The organism is Methylocystis borbori (assembly GCF_036576025.1).
In the GTDB taxonomy this organism is placed as follows: domain Bacteria; phylum Pseudomonadota; class Alphaproteobacteria; order Rhizobiales; family Beijerinckiaceae; genus Methylocystis; species Methylocystis borbori.
On sequence record NZ_JAZHYN010000054.1, the window covers coordinates 1 to 18,338 of the forward strand.

The 18,338-nt window shown below is 63.8% G+C and carries 15 protein-coding genes and 2 pseudogenes; 10 read left to right on the plus strand and 7 right to left on the minus strand.

What is annotated here, in order from left to right:
* Positions 1 to 206 (minus strand): annotated as a pseudogene (locus V3H18_RS14305) (hypothetical protein); the annotation flags it as partial.
* Between the two features lie 498 nt (positions 207 to 704).
* Here V3H18_RS14305 and V3H18_RS14310 point away from each other — a divergent pair.
* The gene (locus V3H18_RS14310; protein WP_332082763.1) at positions 705 to 1,010 is read left to right on the plus strand and encodes a septal ring lytic transglycosylase RlpA family protein; all 306 of its coding nucleotides are present in this window, start codon (positions 705 to 707) and stop codon (positions 1,008 to 1,010) included.
* A 4-nt stretch (positions 1,011 to 1,014) separates the two neighbouring features.
* On the opposite strand, the gene V3H18_RS14315 is transcribed toward V3H18_RS14310, so the two are convergent.
* Both V3H18_RS14315 and V3H18_RS14320 read right to left on the minus strand, forming a co-directional pair.
* Complete coding sequence (locus tag V3H18_RS14315) at positions 1,015 to 1,872, minus strand: hypothetical protein (RefSeq protein ID WP_332082749.1); 858 nt, start codon at positions 1,870 to 1,872, stop codon at positions 1,015 to 1,017.
* A 173-nt stretch (positions 1,873 to 2,045) separates the two neighbouring features.
* Positions 2,046 to 2,615 (minus strand): hypothetical protein, encoded by a 570-nt coding sequence (locus tag V3H18_RS14320; RefSeq protein ID WP_332082750.1) that lies wholly within the window; start codon positions 2,613 to 2,615, stop codon positions 2,046 to 2,048.
* Positions 2,616 to 2,811: 196 nt separating this feature from the next.
* On the opposite strand from V3H18_RS14320, the gene V3H18_RS14325 reads away from it, so the two are divergent.
* The 5 genes and pseudogenes from V3H18_RS14325 to V3H18_RS14345 all read left to right on the plus strand — a co-directional run bounded on the left by V3H18_RS14325 (position 2,812) and on the right by V3H18_RS14345 (position 7,295).
* Positions 2,812 to 3,036 (plus strand): hypothetical protein, encoded by a 225-nt coding sequence (locus V3H18_RS14325; RefSeq protein WP_332082751.1) that lies wholly within the window; start codon positions 2,812 to 2,814, stop codon positions 3,034 to 3,036.
* Positions 3,037 to 3,065: 29 nt separating this feature from the next.
* Positions 3,066 to 3,338, plus strand: a pseudogene (locus tag V3H18_RS14330) (type II toxin-antitoxin system RelE/ParE family toxin); the annotation flags it as partial.
* A 72-nt stretch (positions 3,339 to 3,410) separates the two neighbouring features.
* A complete protein-coding gene (locus tag V3H18_RS14335; RefSeq protein ID WP_332082752.1) occupies positions 3,411 to 5,051 on the plus strand; it encodes a ClC family H(+)/Cl(-) exchange transporter in 1,641 nt (546 codons plus the stop codon).
* A gap of 202 nt (positions 5,052 to 5,253) precedes the next feature.
* Complete coding sequence (locus tag V3H18_RS14340) at positions 5,254 to 6,417, plus strand: FIST signal transduction protein (protein ID WP_332082753.1); 1,164 nt, start codon at positions 5,254 to 5,256, stop codon at positions 6,415 to 6,417.
* On the plus strand, positions 6,414 to 7,295 hold the full coding sequence (locus tag V3H18_RS14345; RefSeq protein ID WP_332082754.1) for an aldo/keto reductase family protein: 882 nt from the start codon (positions 6,414 to 6,416) through the stop codon (positions 7,293 to 7,295). The genes V3H18_RS14340 and V3H18_RS14345 overlap by 4 nt, the downstream gene beginning before the upstream one ends.
* Positions 7,296 to 7,322: 27 nt before the next feature.
* On the opposite strand, the gene V3H18_RS14350 is transcribed toward V3H18_RS14345, so the two are convergent.
* Together V3H18_RS14350 and V3H18_RS14355 are read right to left on the minus strand one after the other, a co-directional pair.
* The gene (locus V3H18_RS14350) at positions 7,323 to 7,649 is read right to left on the minus strand and encodes a hypothetical protein (RefSeq protein WP_332082755.1); all 327 of its coding nucleotides are present in this window, start codon (positions 7,647 to 7,649) and stop codon (positions 7,323 to 7,325) included.
* Between the two features lie 207 nt (positions 7,650 to 7,856).
* Positions 7,857 to 8,765: a GNAT family N-acetyltransferase gene (locus V3H18_RS14355; RefSeq protein WP_332082756.1), complete on the minus strand. Its 909-nt coding sequence runs from the start codon at positions 8,763 to 8,765 to the stop codon at positions 7,857 to 7,859.
* A gap of 146 nt (positions 8,766 to 8,911) precedes the next feature.
* Between V3H18_RS14355 and V3H18_RS14360 the strand changes: the two genes are divergently transcribed.
* Both V3H18_RS14360 and V3H18_RS14365 read left to right on the plus strand, forming a co-directional pair.
* On the plus strand, positions 8,912 to 9,475 hold the full coding sequence (locus V3H18_RS14360; protein ID WP_332082757.1) for a hypothetical protein: 564 nt from the start codon (positions 8,912 to 8,914) through the stop codon (positions 9,473 to 9,475).
* Positions 9,476 to 9,908: 433 nt separating this feature from the next.
* Entirely contained in the window at positions 9,909 to 13,544 is a 3,636-nt protein-coding gene (locus V3H18_RS14365; RefSeq protein ID WP_332082758.1) for a vitamin B12-dependent ribonucleotide reductase, read from the plus strand.
* A 1,034-nt stretch (positions 13,545 to 14,578) separates the two neighbouring features.
* Here V3H18_RS14365 and V3H18_RS14370 read toward each other — a convergent pair.
* Positions 14,579 to 14,896, minus strand: a complete 318-nt coding sequence (locus V3H18_RS14370) for a GIY-YIG nuclease family protein (RefSeq protein WP_332082759.1) — start codon at positions 14,894 to 14,896, stop codon at positions 14,579 to 14,581.
* 255 nt (positions 14,897 to 15,151) lie between these two features.
* On the opposite strand from V3H18_RS14370, the gene V3H18_RS14375 reads away from it, so the two are divergent.
* Entirely contained in the window at positions 15,152 to 15,643 is a 492-nt protein-coding gene (locus tag V3H18_RS14375) for a YybH family protein (protein ID WP_332082760.1), read from the plus strand.
* A gap of 44 nt (positions 15,644 to 15,687) precedes the next feature.
* On the opposite strand, the gene V3H18_RS14380 is transcribed toward V3H18_RS14375, so the two are convergent.
* Positions 15,688 to 16,497, minus strand: a complete 810-nt coding sequence (locus tag V3H18_RS14380) for a lysophospholipid acyltransferase family protein (RefSeq protein ID WP_332082761.1) — start codon at positions 16,495 to 16,497, stop codon at positions 15,688 to 15,690.
* 339 nt (positions 16,498 to 16,836) lie between these two features.
* Between V3H18_RS14380 and V3H18_RS14385 the strand changes: the two genes are divergently transcribed.
* Positions 16,837 to 18,338 (plus strand): NHL repeat-containing protein (locus V3H18_RS14385; protein ID WP_332082762.1); only part of this gene is annotated, 1,502 nt, incomplete at its 3' end.

The following is an 18,338-nucleotide window of genomic DNA, read 5'->3' on the forward strand; positions in this document are numbered from 1 at the left end:
GAGGCGATCCCGCCGCGAAAGCCGCCAAAGCCGCCGCGGCCAAATCCGCCGCCGAAGCCCCCGCCGCCGAAGCCCCCGCCGCGGAAGCCGCCCCCGCCAATATTCGCGCCGCCGTGAAACTGCGCTTGGGCGACCTCCGTTGTCGCGACGAGGCCGCCCATTAACGCGGCCGTCGCAACGGCCGCCACCAGTCTTTTGTGCAACATTTCCAGCTCCCGGTTTCTTTCCGAAGACGCTGACGGACGGAAATGCGCGCGCGGGTCTTAGCCGCGCCCGAACCGCCGCCAACCCCGCCGACTGGATAAATCGCGCCCGGAAAGGGCAAATCAAGCGAGGCGCGGGGAGCGCCGCTGGACGCGCATCGCCATCCCTTCGCGTCGAAAATAGCTGGCTTTATCTTTTTCGATTAAGCAAAGCTTGCCACAGCATATTTTGCTATAATTATCGTTTAGACACGATAACTACGCGATGAATGGCTGTTCATCAGGGGAAGCGAAGGCCAATATATGCCGCGATAAATTTTTTGATGGCGACAAGTGTAGGCTGATTAAGCGCAGATAAGCTCCTCTAGCTCCAGCCTTTATCTTGCCAATCATCGTCTATACGTCACAAGGGAGTTGTGGCATGCGGCGAAAGCCGCGCAACAGGAGGAGGATGTTTTGAGAAAACTGACGTCGGGAGTCGTCGCGTTATGCGCCGCTGCCATGGGCGTGACGGCCAGCGCTGAGTCGCGTGAATGGATAGGCAAGGCTTCCTATTACGCGCTCAAGGGCCGCACCGCGAGCGGCGCGCATGTTGGCGCTTACACCGGGGCGCATCGCAGCCTGCCGTTCGGCTCGCGCGTGCGGGTGACCAATTTGCGCAATAATCGTTCGGTGGTTGTGATCATCAACGACCGCGGCCCTTTCACCGGGGGACGGGTCATCGACGTTTCGGCGCAGGCGGCCGACACGCTCGGCTTTCGTTCGGCCGGCGTCGCGCGCGTGAAAGTCGAGCCGATCGCGGACTGACCGCTCAGTACCGCCACCAGAGCGCGCTGACCAGGCCCCGTTCGGCCGGCGAATTGACGCCGCCGAGGGCGGCGATGGCGCCGAGTTGCAGAGAGAGCGACGCGGTCGCGTCGAAAATGGCGCTCAGTTGGAATTTCTGCGCGGCCATGACGCCGGCTGCGCCGCCTCTCGGCGCGATGGCCGAGAAGCTTTGCGCCAGCACCAGCAGACAGGGCAGCGGCCGCAGGCCCCCGGAGAAGTCGGCGCGGATCTCGTCCCCGTTCTGGCCGCGCGCGCGATAGCCGATCTGCGCGTCGAAAAATCCAGGCAGGCCAAAAAATTCGAAAGGCCGCCCGACGAGAAGCCGGGCGTCGGGCTGGAGCGCGTCGCGCATGTCGAGAAAGCGTCGCGCCGCCGGCGAGGCCGCGCGCAGCGAGCCTTCAAGGGAGACGATATAGTCGCCAAAGGCGAAAAGCCGGATGCGCGCGCCGAAGGCGCCAAGGCCCAGCCCTTCATAGCGCGGCCCCGCCGGCGGCTGAAGCGAGAGCGGCATGCCGGCCTTGGCTTCGTCGATCAACAGATTGAGATGATCGAAACGCGACGCCGCGCCGCGAAAATTCATATAGCTTCCTTCGCCGACGAGCGTGAGCCAATCGGTGAGGCCATGCTCCAGATAGGCGCGGGTTTCGAACTTGCCGTAGGAGGGCGTCTCGATCAGTCGCCCGCGCGCGTCATAGGCCTTGCGGGCGTCGGCGAAGGTCGTCGTGACGATGATCTGGCCGCGGCCTTCGGGATAGAGGAAGGCGCCCGCGCGCGCCGGCCCGTTTGAGGCGACAGCAATGTAAACAGCAATGCAAAAAGCCAAAATAACGGCCGCTCGCATGACGCCGCCATGCCGGGAAATGGGCGTCAGGCGACGCCTAATCTCTTGAGGCTAGGTCGTTATTCGCGCGCTGACAAGCTTAGTTAACGCTCTTCGCCAAAGGTTCGGCTTATGTTTGCGGGGCGTTCTCGCCGCAAGCGCCGAACGCCGCCGCTCGGGTTCAATTTTTCCGTTCAGGCCGCCGCCGTATGGACATGCACGTCATGACCGCCGTTGCGCTGCATGGCGTCGATCGCGGCGCGCTCGCGCTCGGCGGTGAAGGTCCGCGCCCAGAGCAGAAGCCCGCCGCGCTCCAGCTGCGAACGCGCCCAGCTGCGCTGGCGTCCGCCGATGAGCTTGGTCACGCCGATGCCGATAAGCGCGGCGACGAGACCTGTCAGCACGCCGGCGAAGATCGACTCGGCGAAAGCGCCGCGCGTCGTCCAGACCACAAGAGCGCCGACGATGGCGCCGACGTAAAACAGGATGCCGACGAGGGAAGCCTTGCCTTCATTGAGCGACTCGGCTTCGAGATAAGGGATGCGCGGCGTTTTTGGATTGTCCTCGAGTTCGACCGAGCGTTTCGCGCCGACTTGCTCGCGCGTTGACTCGTCCTCGGCGAGCAGGCTGATTTCCGAACGGTCGAAACCGCGGGTCAGCAGATCGTCGATCGCCGATTGCAGATTGTCCACCGTGTCGAACAGGCCGACCACTTCGCGAAATTCGCGGCGCTCCTCAGGCGTGATGGGTTCCTTGGTTTCCATGGCGTCCCTCCGGGAGCGACGCGGCCGATATCGCTGCAAGCCCTCGCGCGCTCCTCATTCGATAAAGGGAGCGGAAGCGAGGGCTTTCAAGATGCAGGGCCCGCAGAAAACTGGGGAGTCTGTGCTGCGGCGCCGCATTATCCCGCCTGTCGCAGCCACAGGCGCGCTTTTGTCGCTTGGGACGCCGTGCTAGCCTATGGCGATGAAAGACACGCTCGATTTTGCCTTTTCAAAAGCCTCCGCGCTGCCGGAGCCGGCGCGAGAGAAGATCGCGCGCGAATTGCTTGACCGGATCGAAGTCTTGTCTCGCCTGCGCGCCGCGATCGACCTGGGCTTGAGCGAACTCGACGCCGGGCTCGGCCGGCCGCTCGATATTGAGACGTTGATCGAGAAAGCTCGCGCAGAGCATGCAAAGGGCTAGGACGCTCGTCTGGCCCCCCCCGCGCGACGGACGATCTGCAAGACATTTGGCGTTACTACGCGCGCGTCGTTTCGGCCGAATTGGCGGATCGAATCGTGCGCGAGATCGCTACAGCGGCGACTCGACTCGAACAGGATCCGTTGCCAGGCCGCGATCGGGACGAGTTGCGCGCAGGATTGCGCTCGCTATTGGTTCATCCGCACACGATTTTCTATCGGATCCATGGAGATGAGGCGCAGGTCGTGCGCGTGCTACACGAGCGGCGAGATTTTCCGGCGATTTTGGGCGAGGACGAGAACTAGTCGCTTATTGGACTCGCGGTGTCCGTGAAAACGACTTACGCCCATCGCTTGGCTTCTTGATACGAGCAGCGGATGTCCGAATCCCCCGACGGTCCCGAACCGCGAAAGCCATTCGCTGGATTGGCCCCGGCTCTGGCCGGGCGCACCCTGTTCCGTTTCGCTTTTCGGTCCTCCCCGCCGCCTCAAAAAGGGGCCGAGGACGAGGAACTCGCCACGTCGGCGGAGACTATCGAAGCCTTGGAGCTCGGCGGCCGTCGACGCCTTGTCATCCAGCGCGAGCTAGGCGGCGAACGGCTCGTGCTTGTCGGCGGCCCCAATGAAATTCTGATCGAGACCGGCTTCGGGACTGAAATGGCGCGACCCGCCGAGGCGGCGAAAGGGGAGGCGGCGAACCCCATCGCCTCGACGCGCGGCGAGCCCTCCGCCGACCTTGTCGGCCTTTTGCCTCTCGGGCTCCTGTCGGTCGCTTCCGGCCTCGGCATTGGCGTCGTGTGCGGCCTGTTCCGGATCGCGCTCGATCAGGCCCAGCGCTTTCGGGCCGCCGTCCCCGACTGGCTCGCCGAGCGGCCGATGCTCGGCTGCGCCTCCCTTATCCTCGGCGCGGCCGTCGCCGCCGGCTTCAGCGCCGGGCTCGTTCGCCGCATCGTCCCGTCGGCCGCGGGCAGCGGCATTCCGCATGTCGAATCGGTGATCGCGGGCGAGTCCCCGCCGGCGCCCTTCGCGCTTCTGCCGGTGAAATTCATCGGCGGCCTGTTGGCCATCGGCGCGGGCCTCGCGCTCGGGCGCGAGGGGCCGCTCGTGCAAATGGGGGCGACCTGCGCCTTTTACGTTGGAAAGCTCTTCCGCTGCGATTGGCGCGACTCGCAATCGCTGCTGGCGGCGGGGGCGGGAGCAGGCCTCGCGGCGGCCTTCAATGCGCCGCTCGCCGGCTCCGCCTTCGTGCTGGAGGAGCTGCTGCGCCGTTTCGACATGCGCCATGCGACCGCCGCGCTCGGCGCTTCTGTCGCCGCGATCTTCGTCGTGCGCCTCATCGACGGCGCGTCGCCCGAATTCGCGTCGCCGTCGCGCTTCGCGCCGACCGCCATCGATAATCTGCTTTGTCTCGGCCTCGGCGTCGCGGCAGGCGTCATGAGCGTCGCCTATAGCGCGGCCGTGATCGGCGCCCTCGACATGACGGATCGCCTGTCGCGATGGCCCGCGGAGATCAAAGCCGCGCTGATCGGCGCGGCGGTCGGCGCGCTCGCCTGGTTCGCGCCCGGGCTCGTCGGCGACGGCGGCGCCCTCACGCAGAAAACCATCGACGGCGGGTTCACGCTTCTCGCGCTTTCGCTCGTGTTTCTGCTTCGGTTCGTTCTCGGCGCCGTCTCCTACGCCGCGGGCACGCCGGGCGGGCTGTTCGCGCCGCTGCTGGTGCTCGGCGCTCAGCTCGGCGCCTTCTTTGGCCTGCTGCTCTTCGCCGGTTCGCCGGAGGCCGAGACGCATGCGGCGATGTTCGCGATCGTCGGCATGGCGGCGTTTTTTTCCGCCGTCGTGCGGGCGCCGCTCACGGGCATGATCCTCATCACAGAAATGACCGGGAGTTCGGAGCTGCTTCTGCCGATGCTCGCCGCCTGTTTTTCGGCGATGGCCACCGCCGCCCTTCTGCGCAACGCCCCGATCTACGACGCCTTGCGCGAAAGGGCGGCTTCGCTCGCCGGCCGCACGGGGAGCTGATTCAAGGTTTCCGCCCGAGGGACGGGGATGAGGCCGGACTTCACATTCATCGCCTTTGCCGATTGAGCCACACGTCTTTCCGTCGATGCCCGCGACAAGCGCGGGACGTTGATCGGGCGCGACGCGGTTAAAACGGCACAGTCGTTGCTAAAAGCGCACGTCATGTTGGATTGAATGTCATCAATCCGGGGAGAGCCGCGGCATGAGCAAATTCATATCCGCCCATGCCGGCGGCGCCGATTGGAAAGTCGCCCTTGGCTCCTGCTGGGCGCAGATCGGCTCTCAACTGCAAGACGGCGCCCGGCCCAAACTGGGCTGGTGTTATCTTACCGACCATTACACGCCCGCCGCGGGAAATATTTTGGATTCGCTCCAGCAGCGTCTGCCCGAGGTCCATTGGGTGGGCGCGGTGGGGGTTGGGGTCGGCGCGGACTCGGTGGAATATTTCGACGAGCCAGGCATGGCGCTCATGCTGGCGGATCTGCCGCCAGAATCCTTCAAGGTCTTTTCCGGCCAGAAGCCGCTGGAAGCCGGCGCGAACGGCTTCGAAGCCTTTACCGCGCTCGTCCACGCCGATGGCTCAAACCCCGATCTGCCGATCCAGCTCAAGGAATTGAGCGAAAAAACCGCCACCGGCTATTTGTTCGGCGGTCTTTCCTCGGCCAGAAATCAACCCCTCTGCTTTGCCGATGAGGTGCTGCTCGGCGGCCTCTCCGGCGTGGCGTTCGGCCCCGAGACGCCTGTGTTCTCCCGCGTCACCCAGGGCTGCCAGCCCATTGGGCCGCAGCGCGCCATCACCCGCGCGGAAGGCAATTATCTCGTCACGCTGGACAATGCTCGCGCGCTCGACTGCGCGCTGGAGGATTTGGGGCTCAGCCCCGAAGTCCCCGACCCGGAGTTGCGGGCGGAATTGGCAGAGACTCTCGCGGGGCTGGTCGACGCCGGCGAGGACGCCTCGGCCCGGCCGGGCCAATTCGGCGCCAATACGGAGGTGCGCCATATCGTCGGCGTCGGGCGCAAGGGCGGGCTGCTGGTGATCGCGGAGCAGATCAAGGCCGGCATGCAGCTGGCGTTCTGCAAGCGCAATGCGGAAGCCGCGAAGCACGATCTGCTGCGCATCATCGGGGAGGTGCGGGCTCAGGCCGAGTCCGCCGGCGGGGTTCGGGGCGCTTTGTACATTAGCTGTTCGGGACGAGGCGGTCCGCATTTCGGCCAACCCCATGCGGAATTTGAGATGGTCCGTCAGGCGCTGGGCGACGCGCCTCTCATCGGCTTTTTCGCGGGCGGAGAGATCGCCCGTCACCATTTATACGGCTACACCGGCGTGCTGACGGTCTTCGCCGAAATGGCGCCGGCCCGATCGTGAGCGCGGCGACCGGGCGCGCCGTCTCTGTGCAAGGCGAAGAAGATCGGATCGTTTCCGCCTATGGGGTCGTGATGCCCCGGATCATTTACGGCACGGCCTGGAAAAAGGAGCGCACCGCAGCTTTGGTGGAATTGGCGCTGCGTTCGGGCTTTCGCGGCGTCGACACCGCTTGCCAGCCCAGGCATTACGACGAGGCCGGGGTCGGCGCGGGGCTTTCCGCCGCATTGGGCGAGGGGCTGAAGCGCTCGGAGATCTATCTCCAAACCAAATTCACGCCCTTCAAGGGACAGGACCCCGACAATGTCCCCTACGACCCCAAGGCGAGCTTGAGCGAGCAGGTGCGGCAGTCGTTCCAGGCGTCGCTGCTCAACCTCCGCACGGATTATCTCGACGGCCTCGTCCTCCACTCTCCCTATCCCAAGGACAAGCACACCTTCGAGGTATGGCGGGCCATGGAAGGCCTTTGCGAGCAGGGCGGCGTGCGCCAATTGGGCGTCAGCAATTGCTATGAGTTGAAGAGGCTAAAGGCCATCTATCGGAAAGCGCAGATCAAGCCCGCGGTGCTTCAGAACCGGTTCTATGCCGAAACCCATTACGACCGGGATATCCGCGCCTTTTGCCGCGACCATGGCGTTCTCTATCAGAGCTTCTGGACGCTGACCGCCAATCCCAAGGTCCTGGCCGAGCCCCCTCTCGTCGAGATCGCCGCTAAATATGAGCGAACCGCCGCACAGCTTTTTTTCCGCTATCTGACCCAATCGGACATTGTGTGCCTCACCGGCACTTCATCCAAGGAGCATATGGCGCAGGACCTCGCCATCTTCGATTTTCGCCTCAGCCCCGCGGAATGCGGGGCGATCGACGCGCTGCTGCGCTGAACGGGCCGTGACGGTTTTCGCGTTGGATTATCGCCCGCGCTGATCCCAGGAGCCGCCCATCGTCTTGACGAGATGGATGTAGTCGAAGAGGTCGCTCAGCATGAAATGGCGGTTCTCGATCGTCTTCATATGGGCAAGCGTGTGGGGATCGCCTGCGAGATAGCGGGAGGCGGTCGTCCGGAACTGCTCAGGCAGGCTGAGATTGAAGGGAGAGGGCTGCGTCAGCATGCGGCAGATCTGATCGAACAGCAGCCTGAACCTTTCGTCCTCGGGGTCCATATAGACATCCCCGAAATCTTCCTTGTAACGGCCGAAAAGGGCGAGGTAGTCGTCGCTGTCAGGCTTGCTCTGCATTGGGCTGGTCCACCCCCTGTCGGAAAGCGAGCATGCATGAAAAATCGGCGCCACCGCTGCGAGGTTCGACGCTGGGGTCGCCAAAAGGCGAGTTTAATACCTGGAGCTTGCGGCGACCGCCAGCAGTCCGCGTCCTGAGGCGCGAGCGAACTCGCGTCTTAAAGGATGAGCGCCCAATGGCGTTTACGCTGGGTTTTGGAAGGCGTTCTATGCCGCGCGGCGGTGATGCGCGCCGCCGAAAAAGTCGAGATAGCGCGCGTCGATCCTGTCGATCGGCATCACGACGAAAACGTCGGTCGTATTGAATTTGCGATCCACGACCGCGCCGTCGCCGAAACGCGCCCCGACCTTGAGATAGCCTTTGATGAGCGGCGACAGCGCGTCGCGCGCCTTGCGCGGATCGAGCGCCTCGCGCGCGAGCATGCGCATCGGCACATGCAGCTCGCGCCGCGCGCTGACGCGCCACGCCTCTTCCGCCGGCGCGAAATGCGCAAGATAGCTCAGCGCCTGCGCATGGAGGAGCGGATTGGCGCCGGGAAAGCTGGCGCAGCCGAACATCACGTCGATGTCGTTCGCCAGCACATAGGCGAGAAGGCCGCGCCACAAGACCTCGATCACGCGCTTGCCGCGATAGGGCGCGAGCACGCAGGAGCGTCCGAGCTCCAGGACGCGCTTGCCGGCGTGGCGCGCGATGAGCGGCGCAATGTCATATTCGCCTTCCGAATAGAATCCGCCGGCCTTCGCCGCCATGTCGCCCCGCAGCAGCCGATAGGCGCCGACGATTTTCGGCTTGATCTTGCCGCGCCGGGTCGTTGCGGCGTGATCGATGACGATGAGATGATCGCAGAAGCTGTCGAAGCGGTCGGCGTCGCGGCGCGTGAAGGCCGTGCGCGCGTCGGGAATAGCGCCGCCTTCCTTGTAGAAGACCTCGTAGCGCAGACGCTGCGCCTTGCGGATTTCCTTCTTGCCGCGCGCGAGCCGCGCCTCAAAAGCGCCGAGCCGCGCAAGCGTTTCGTAGCGCGCCGCGTCGGCAATTTTGGGGTTCTTCAAACCAGGCTGCGGAAACTTTGCAAGGGCGAAGATCGTTTGACCGAAATCCGCGTTGATCGTCCACATTTCGCGATTCGCTCCGCTGCGGGCCGTCTTTCTGAAGATCACGGCGAGGCGAAGCTTTTGTGACGCGCCGATGTTGAGCGCTCGCGTCAGCCCGACGGAGAACGCCCGACATAGTTTCGCCGTCCTTCAAAACTTTGAGGGATGGCATGAAGATGAAACAGGGTTTTGGCGTCGCCGCGACGCTTCTGGCGGCGATGACGGCTGTGGCGCTAGCCGAGGCGCCGCGCGCCGGCTGTTACGAGCGCGTCTATGACGCGGACCATCTCAAAACGCATCGCGGCCAGTTCGTGCGCCATGCGCGGCTCAAGCTCGGCCCGACGTCCGTCCCGAAATCCGAAGGCGGCGCCAATCCGCCCGTCGCCGACGCCATCCTCCAGATATGGGCGGGGACGCAGCGGACGAGCTTCGATTCGCTCGGCGTCTGCTGGGCGGAAGGAGAGAGCCTCGTCTGCAACGGCTCGGATTCCGCCGCCGAAACCAGGGCCTGCAAGACGAAAGCGCCGGGCCTGCGCTTTTGCCGGATCGAGGGCGCGCATGACGGCCGCTTCCGCATCGAGGCGCGCCCCGAGGGATTGGCCGTCAAGGTCGTCGAGCTTCTCGAACTGCCGCAGACGGGCTCGGATGCGGGGCCGTTTCTCTATCTTAGCCCCGCCGACGCGGAGAACCGCGACTTCATCTTAAAAGCTGCGCCGGCGAAGGCCTGCGAATAGTTTTCCTCATCCTGGAGAGGGGTCGCGAGCGTCTCCGAAAGTCGCCCTTGCCGAATCTCGCAAGATGGTCGACCCTGCCTTGGGGCCCGACTGGAATTTTCCCCAATATCCACTAAATTCTCCACATATTGTCGTTCTATTAATTTTTGACCACTACATCTTGACGCCGTCGGAAGACTCGCGCAGTCTGGAGGCATCACGGAATGACGACGCGGCGAACATTCCCAAGGGAGTTCGGCCGTGCCCGGCGCCAGCCGGACGTGAGCGTCGCCTTGCGTGAAAGTATTCCTCGTTTTGGCGCGTCTTTAAGTCGCGGAACGCTTTCCGCGGGCGGGGGACGCGCGTCTTTCGAGTCTTTGGATTGGCGGACAATTGTCGCGGGCCGGCGAGCGGCTTCGCGCGGGCGAAGCCTGCGCTTTGAGGGGATAAGGAAATGAAGATCGAGCGGCGCTACACCAAGGCGGGCGAGTCTCCCTATGCGAATATCGAATTTCGCACGACGAAAAGCGAAATCCGCAATCCCGACGGCTCCATCGTCTTCTCCCTCGACAATATCGAGGTCCCCGCGCAATGGAGCCAGGTCGCGGCCGACGTTCTGGCGCAGAAATATTTCCGCAAGGCCGGCGTGCCGGCGCGGCTGAAGCGCGTCGAGGAGAATACGATCCCCTCCTTTCTGTGGCGCTCGGTCGTGGACGCCGATGCGCTCTCCGACCTCCCCAAGCAGGAGCGTTACGTTTCCGAAATCTCAGCCAAGCAGGTCTTCGACCGGCTCGCCGGCGCCTGGACTTATTGGGGCTGGAAAGGCGGCTATTTCGATAGCGAGGAGGACGCGGCGGCGTTCAGCGACGAGCTTCGCTACATGCTCGCCATGCAAATGGCCGCGCCCAATTCGCCGCAATGGTTCAACACCGGCCTGCACTGGGCGTACGGCGTCGACGGGCCGAGCCAGGGACATTTCTACGTCGACTACGCCAATGGCAAGATGGTGAAGTCGAAGTCGGCCTATGAGCATCCGCAGCCGCACGCCTGCTTCATCCAGTCGATCGAGGACGATCTCGTCAACGACGGCGGCATTATGGATCTCTGGGTGCGCGAGGCGCGGCTCTTCAAATATGGCTCCGGCACCGGCACCAATTTCTCGAAGCTGCGCGGCGAGAAGGAGAAGCTTTCGGGCGGCGGCTCCTCCTCGGGCCTCATGTCCTTCCTCAAGATCGGCGACCGCGCGGCGGGCGCGATCAAATCCGGCGGCACGACGCGCCGCGCGGCGAAAATGGTCGTCGTCGACATCGACCATCCCGACATCGAGCAATTCATCGACTGGAAGGTGAAGGAGGAGGAGAAGGTCGCTTCGCTCGTCACCGGCTCCAAGATCGTCAAGAAGCATTTGAAGGCGATCATGCGCGCCTGCGTGAATTGCGAGGGGCATGGCGATGATTGCTTCAACCCCGAGATCAATCCGGCCTTGAAGCGCGAGATCAAGCTCGCGCGCAGGAGCGACGTGCCGGATAATTACATCAAGCGCGTCATCCAATTCGCGAGGCAAGGCTATAAGGAGATTTCCTTCGACACTTACGACACGGATTGGGACAGCGAGGCCTATCTTACCGTCTCCGGCCAGAACTCGAACAATTCCGTGCGGGTGACGGACGAATTCCTGCACGCGGTCGAGAAGGACGGCGACTGGAATCTCGTCAAGCGCCTCGACGGCAAAGTCTCGAAGACGCTGAAGGCGCGCGAGCTGTGGGAGAAGATCGGCTACGCCGCCTGGGCCTCCGCCGATCCGGGCATCCAGTTCCATACGACGATCAACGATTGGCACACCTGCCCGGCGGGCGGCCCCATTCGCGCGTCCAATCCGTGCTCGGAATATATGTTCCTCGACGATACGGCCTGCAATCTCGCCTCGCTCAACCTCTTGCAGTTCCGCGACAATGAGACGAAGCGCATCGACGTCGATTCTTACGAACACGCCGTGCGGCTGTGGACCGTCGTGCTCGAAATCTCCGTGCTGATGGCGCAGTTTCCTTCAAAAGAGATCGCGCAGCTTTCTTACGACTATCGCACGCTCGGGCTCGGCTTCGCCAATGTCGGCGGCCTCCTGATGTCGTCCGGCGTCGCCTATGACAGCGAAGCGGGCCGCGCCATCGCCGGCGCGCTTGCGGCGATCATGACGGGCGTCTGCTACGCGACCTCGGCCGAGATGGCCAAGGAGCGCGGCCCCTTTGTGCGCTTCATGGAGAATCGCGAGTCGATGCTGCGCGTCATCCGCAACCATCGCCGCGCCGCGCATGGCGAACGCGCCGGCTATGAGGCGCTCGCGATCTCGCCCGTGCCGCTCGACAAAGCCGCTTGCCCCGATCCGCTGCTGATGGCGCGCGCCGCGGCCGCCTGGGACAGAGCGCTCGAACAGGGCGAGCGCTACGGCTATCGCAACGCGCAAGTGACGGTGGTCGCGCCGACCGGCACCATCGGCCTCGTGATGGATTGCGACACGACCGGCATCGAGCCCGACTTCGCGCTCGTGAAATTCAAGAAGCTCGCTGGCGGCGGCTATCTCAAGATTGTCAACCGCGCGGTGCCCGAGGGCCTGCGCGCGCTCGGCTATCGCGAAAGCGAAATCGCCGAGATCGAGGCCTACGCCGTCGGCCACGCCTCTCTTTCGAATGCGCCAGCGATCAACACCGCAAGCCTGCGCACGAAGGGCTTCCCCGATGACAAGATCGCCGCCATTGAGGCGGCGCTGCCTTCCGCTTTCGACATCAAATTCGTCTTCAACAAATGGACGCTCGGCGCGGATTTCCTCACCGGCGCCTTGAAGGTTCCGGCGGAATCGCTCGACGACAAGAATTTCGACCTGCTTGCGCATCTTGGCTTCTCGCGCGCCGACATCGACGCGGCGAATGTCCATATCTGCGGCGCGATGACGCTTGAAGGCGCGCCCTTCCTCAAGCCCGAACATTACGGCGTCTTCGACTGCGCCAATCCCTGCGGGCGCACGGGCAAGCGCTATCTCTCGGTCGAGTCGCATATCCGCATGATGGCGGCGGCGCAGCCCTTCATCTCGGGCGCGATCTCCAAGACCATCAATATGCCGAATGACGCGACGATCGAGGATTGCGAACAGGCCTATCTCCTGTCCTGGCGCCTCGCCCTCAAAGCCAACGCGCTCTATCGCGACGGCTCCAAGCTCTCGCAGCCGCTCTCCTCGCAGCTCATCTCGGGCGACGACGAGGAAGAGGACAAGGTCGAGGAACTTGTCGCGGCGAGCATGCCGGCGCGCGCGGCGCAGGTCGCCGAGCGCATCGTCGAACGCGTCGTGCATCAGGTGATCCGCGAGCGCGAGAAGCTGCCCGACCGGCGCAAGGGCTATACGCAAAAGGCGGCGGTCGGCGGCCACAAGGTCTATCTGCGCACCGGCGAATACGCCGACGGCCGCATCGGCGAAATCTTCATCGACATGCATAAGGAAGGCGCGGCCTTCCGCAGCCTGATGAATAATTTCGCCATCGCCATTTCGCTCGGCCTGCAATATGGCGTGCCGCTCGAGGAATATGTCGACGCCTTCACTTTCACGCGATTTGAACCCGCGGGGCCGGTGCAGGGCAATGACGCGATCAAGAACGCGACCTCGATCCTCGACTATGTGTTCCGCGAGCTTGCCGTCTCCTATCTTGGCCGCAACGATCTCGCGCATGTCTCGCCAGAGGACATCGGCCATGACGTGCTCGGCAAGGGTCAGCATGAAGGCAAGGCGCCGGAGACGAACTCGGCGGTCTCGCGCGGCCTCCTGCGCTCCAAGACCGACAAGCTGATGGTGGTGCAAGGCGGCGGCGCGACGGCGTTAAAGGCGGAGCCGACGCCGGAAATGCTGCATGAGGCGGAGGCGCTGTCGACGCTCGGCTGGACCGAGCCGACGAAGACCGTCACGGGCATGGCCGAAAAACGCGCCGAAGCGCGCATGAAAGGCTATGTCGGCGAAGCCTGCCCCGAATGCGCCAACTTCACGCTCGTGCGCAATGGGACGTGTTTGAAATGCGAGACGTGCGGCAGCACGACGGGGTGTTCGTGAGCAATGTTATCGATACGTTATTAGGAGAAGTCGGAAATCTCAAAAAATCGCGCCAGACTGTCATTCGGAGACCAAAATGACGACATCGAAACGTGACGCATCAAAAGCTGCAAAACTTCTCAAAAGCAAGACGTCTTCGAGAGACGTGAAGTCGGTGGCGGGATCTGACTTGGCGCAAGCAAAGCACAAGACCGCAAAGAAAAAGAAGTGAAAGGAATTCATACCACTTGAGCATCGGCGCTAAACAGGACGTAGACACTCGCTCCTTCGATCCGCAGCGCAGTCCTCGTCCTTCGAGACGCCGCCTTCGGCGGCTCCTCAGGATGAGGACTGCTTGTTGGCCCTTCAAGGTCGCGAGCGGACCTCATTCACACTCTGCGCATTGCACAATCCAAGGCCCCTCATCCTGAGGAGCGCGCGCAGCGCGCGTCTCGAAGGACGAGGGGCCGACTCCAGCTTGCGCCAATCAAGCAACGTCCTCGTTTTCGTGATGCGCCAATTCCGATGGCGCAGTCCTCGTCCTTCGAGACGCCGCTTTCAGCGGCTCCTCAGGATGAGGACTGCTTGTTGGCCCTTCAAGGTCGCGAACGGACGCGTCACTCATGCTCTGCACACTGCGCAAACCAAGGCCCCTCATTCTGAGGAGCCTGCGCAGCAGGCGTCTCGAAGGACGAGGGGCCGTCTTTAGCTTGCAGCAATCGCCTCTTTATCGTGAAGCGCCAATTCTAAATCGCGCAGTCCTCGTCCTTCGAGACGCGCCCTTTGGGCGCTCCTCAGGATGAGGACTGCTTGCTGGCGTTTTGAGGTCGCAAATGTTAGGCGCCGTTTAGCTTCAACAGCTGCGCAACCAAGGCCCCTCATCCTGAGGAGCGCGCGCAGCGCGCGTCTCGAAGGACGAGGGGCCGTCACCAGCGAGCGAGAACATTCGACAGCTGCATCGAACGCACGATCGGCGGATTCTGAATCGCGCAGTCCTCGTCCTTCGAGACGCCGCTTTCAGCGGCTCCTCAGGATGAGGACTGCTTGTTGGCCCTTCAGGATGGCTTGGGACCGCTTTTCTTATTTCTACGCGCCGCCAACGCCGGCAGCGCATCGTAATCGCCGCGGATCAGCGCCTCTTTCTTGGCGCGGGTCCAGCCCTTGATGCGCCGTTCCATCGCGATGGCGTCGGTCAGCAACTCGAAATGAGCAGACCAAGCCAATTTCACCGGCCTGCGCTGCGACGTATAGTCCGCGTTGATTCCGGCGTTGTGCTCGCTGATGCGGGTTTCAATCTCTTTGCGCGTGAGGCCCGTGTAGTAACTGCCGTCGGCGCAGCGCAGAATATAGACGCTCGCGCCCTCGATCCGCATCGCAGTCCTCGTCCTTCGAGACGCCGCCTTCGGCGACTCCTCAGGATGAGGACTGCTTGCGGCGGTTGCAAGAGGACGAGTGTTCGCCTCTGACTGGAGCGCGCGTCTCGAAGGACGAGGGGCCGTCTCCAATATGCGACAGCCAGACCGGCGCCCGTCGCTATGTTAGGACGATATGCGATACGCGGCACAAGTCTCTTTCCTCAATCCGTGATACAACTCTCTCCGTTCAATCATTGACGAATGGGGATTCCCATGACGCAAACTCGCTCCGTCGGAAGGCTTGCAATCGTGATGGCTGTCGCCGCGGCGGGCATATTGTCGTCCCGCGCCGTCGAGGCGGCCGACGCAGCGGACCTGGCGGCCGCCAATAGCGCCTTCTACGCGGCCTTGAACAATCTATTCGTGGGGGACGTCGCGCCGATGCGCGAGGTCTGGTCGCATGCCGATGACGTGAGCTACATGGGCCCGAGCGGGCGCTTTGAAATCGGCTGGGCGGACGTTTCCAAGGAATGGGATCTACAAGCGGCGCTGAAACTTGGCGGGCATGTGGAGCCGATAGAGACCCACGCCGTGGTCGGCGATGTCCTTGCTGTGGTTAACAACTACGAGCAGGGCGAAAATACCAATGCGATGGGCAAGACCGAGCGCGTGCGGCTAAGGGCGACGAACGTCTACCGGCTGGAGCAGGGCAAGTGGAAAATGATCGGTCACCACACCGATTTGCTGCCTTATCTTACGAAGTGACATATGTGAATCGACGCTCACGCGCTCGGCGGCATGTGAGTCCCTCACCCCGACAAGCGCGCGAAGCTCGCGTCTCGAAAGGCGAGGGGCGGGTCTGAGCCTTCCGCTTCGCGATGTGACGCGAGCAGCTCTTGCACATGCGCGCGAGTCTCGGTGGCGAGCGTCTTGCGATCCTTGCCCATGGTCGCGACTTCTTCGCCAAAAAGAATATGGCAGGACGCGCCGCCGCGTTTCATCAGGCTCCACAGATGCGGCAGGAAAGTCATGTCGCCATACCAGCCGACATCGATCTTCTTCACGCCGTCGGAATAAAAAATCGCCACGGGCGCGAGCGCCGGCGCCTCGCCTTGCGCCGCCATCGCCTCGAGCGCGGCGAAATGCGCGGAGCGGAACGGCAGGACCCCAGCGCCGTCGCTCGACGTGCCTTCGGGAAAGACGACGAGATCGCCGCCCGCGCGCAGCACGTCGGCGAGCGCCGCATTGACCCGCGCGACGTCATGGCGCGCGCCGCGCGCGACGAAAACCGTGCCCTGCAGCCGCGCGAGCAGGCCGAGCGCGGGCCAGCGCGCGACTTCGCTTTTCGCCAGAAAGACGAAAGGGTGAAGGCTGGCGAGCGCGATGATGTCGGTCCATGACACATGGTTCGCGACGACGAGGCGCGGCGCATGTCGGGGCAGGGCGCCTGTCGGCGCGACCTTGACGCCGATGATCGCGCAGATGACGCGGCAGAAGCCTGTCTGGATTTTATGTTGGATCGGCCAGCCGCGCCGGCGCGCCAGCGCCTGCACGGGAACGACAAAGACGAAGGCCGCCGTCATCGCGACGACGAAAGCGAGCGCGCGGAAATAGGGCATCGCGCGCAGATGGCGCGGCGATGAGACGGCCGTGTGACAGTTCGCGCATTAAGTTCGGCGTTGCGCCATAGGCCGATTTTGGCGCCGCGGCGGAAAGCAATGGCGCCTCGCCAAGGACTTCTTCGCGCAAGTTGTGCGGCGCATTCAACCTCGGGCTTGTTCAGCGGCACACGACGGCGCAGAATTAGTTCGATATTCGGGCCGCGCCGGGGGGATGTCGGTTAAATAATTTGAAAGCGCGCCATTATGACCCAAGGGCAGCAATTTTTCTTCAGCGCCTTGTTTGCGGCGCTTCCGGCGCGGTTGCGGATATGGCGCGGATTTGCCGCGGCGCTCATTATGCTGGCCTCAAGTTATGGCCCGTCCTATGCGCAAGCGTCGGCGAACGGCGTTGTCGCCGACGGCGATGCGGCAGCGACGGGGTTTTCCGGCGCGCCGGCGCCCCGGCTCATTGCGCCGCAGGCTAATCCCGCCGACCAAACCTTCATCGATCTTAACGGGCCGGCGCTGCGCGTCATCGATCTGCGGGGACCCTTTGCGCCGCCGCGGACGCAGCTGCTGCAGGCTCAAAAGCCCTTCACTCTGTCCGCCGGCCAGATTGGCCAAGTGTTCGCGGTCGCTTTGGACAATGCCTCTCCGCCGAATATTTACGCCGCCGCGACCTCGGCCTACGGGCTGCCCATCGTCGCGCCGAACGCCAGCGGCGAGGGCGCGCCGGTGCGAGCCAAGCAAGGCGCCCCCAACGCGAGCTTCATGCCGGGACTATTCGGCCCATCGACGCTTCAAGGCGGCCCCGGCTCGATCTGGCGGATCGACGGCGCGACGGGCGAAACGCGGCTGTTCGCCAATGTGATGCTCGACCAGACGCCAAATCCGGGCCCCGCGCTCGGCGGGCTCGCCTTCGACGCCGTCTCGAACAACCTGTTTGTCGCCGATCGCGGCACGGGCATGATTCACCGTTTCGACATGACCGGGGCGGAACGCAATCGCTACGACCACGGCGTGCAGGGGCGCCCGAGCGCCGGCCTGCCGGCGGCGCCGTTCAATCCGTCCAATCGTCTCGATATCGCGAGCACGCAGTTCCGAACCGAAGACCCGGCGACATGGGGCTACGCGCCTCCCGAACGGCGGGTCTTTGGCCTCGCGATTCACGCCGGCCGACTTTTTTACGCGGTCGCGGAAGGCCTGCAGATCTGGTCGGTGGGCGTCATGCCGGACGGCTCATTCGCGCCCGACGCGCGTATCGAAGTCACGGTTCCGCCCGGCGCGGGCGCGACGGAAATCTCCAAGATCGTCTTCGACGAACAGGGGCGCATGCTGCTGGCCGAGCGCGCCGCCCCGACCGGCGCTTATGACTTTGTCGCGCTGGCGCAGCCCGGAATCGGACGCGTCCTGCGTTACGCGCCGGCCTCGTCCGGAAACGAAGGCGGCGCCTGGCAGGCGGCTCCCGACGAATATGCGATCGGCTTCTCCGGCAAGATGAAAAACGCCGATGGCGGCGTCGCGCTCGGCTATGGCTACGATCCTTCCGGCAAGCTTAATCGCGCTTCCTGCGACGGCTTCCTTTGGGCGACGGGAGAGCAGTTGCGCGTTTCCGCCGATTCCGGTCTCGCCGCCCGACTGGCCCAAGGGGGCCCGGTGAATGTCAATGGCTTGCAGGGCAATGGCGCGGACCTTGTCCGGCCGGCCAATGCGCCGCCGCTCGCAAGTTATTTCGTCGATTATGACGATCGCTTCGACGATCCGAACGCCCGCGGCGCGCTTGGCGACGTCGCGATCCGCCGCAATTGCGCGCCCGCAGCGCCCGCGCCGACGCCCGCGCCTTCGGGCGCCCCTCCGAC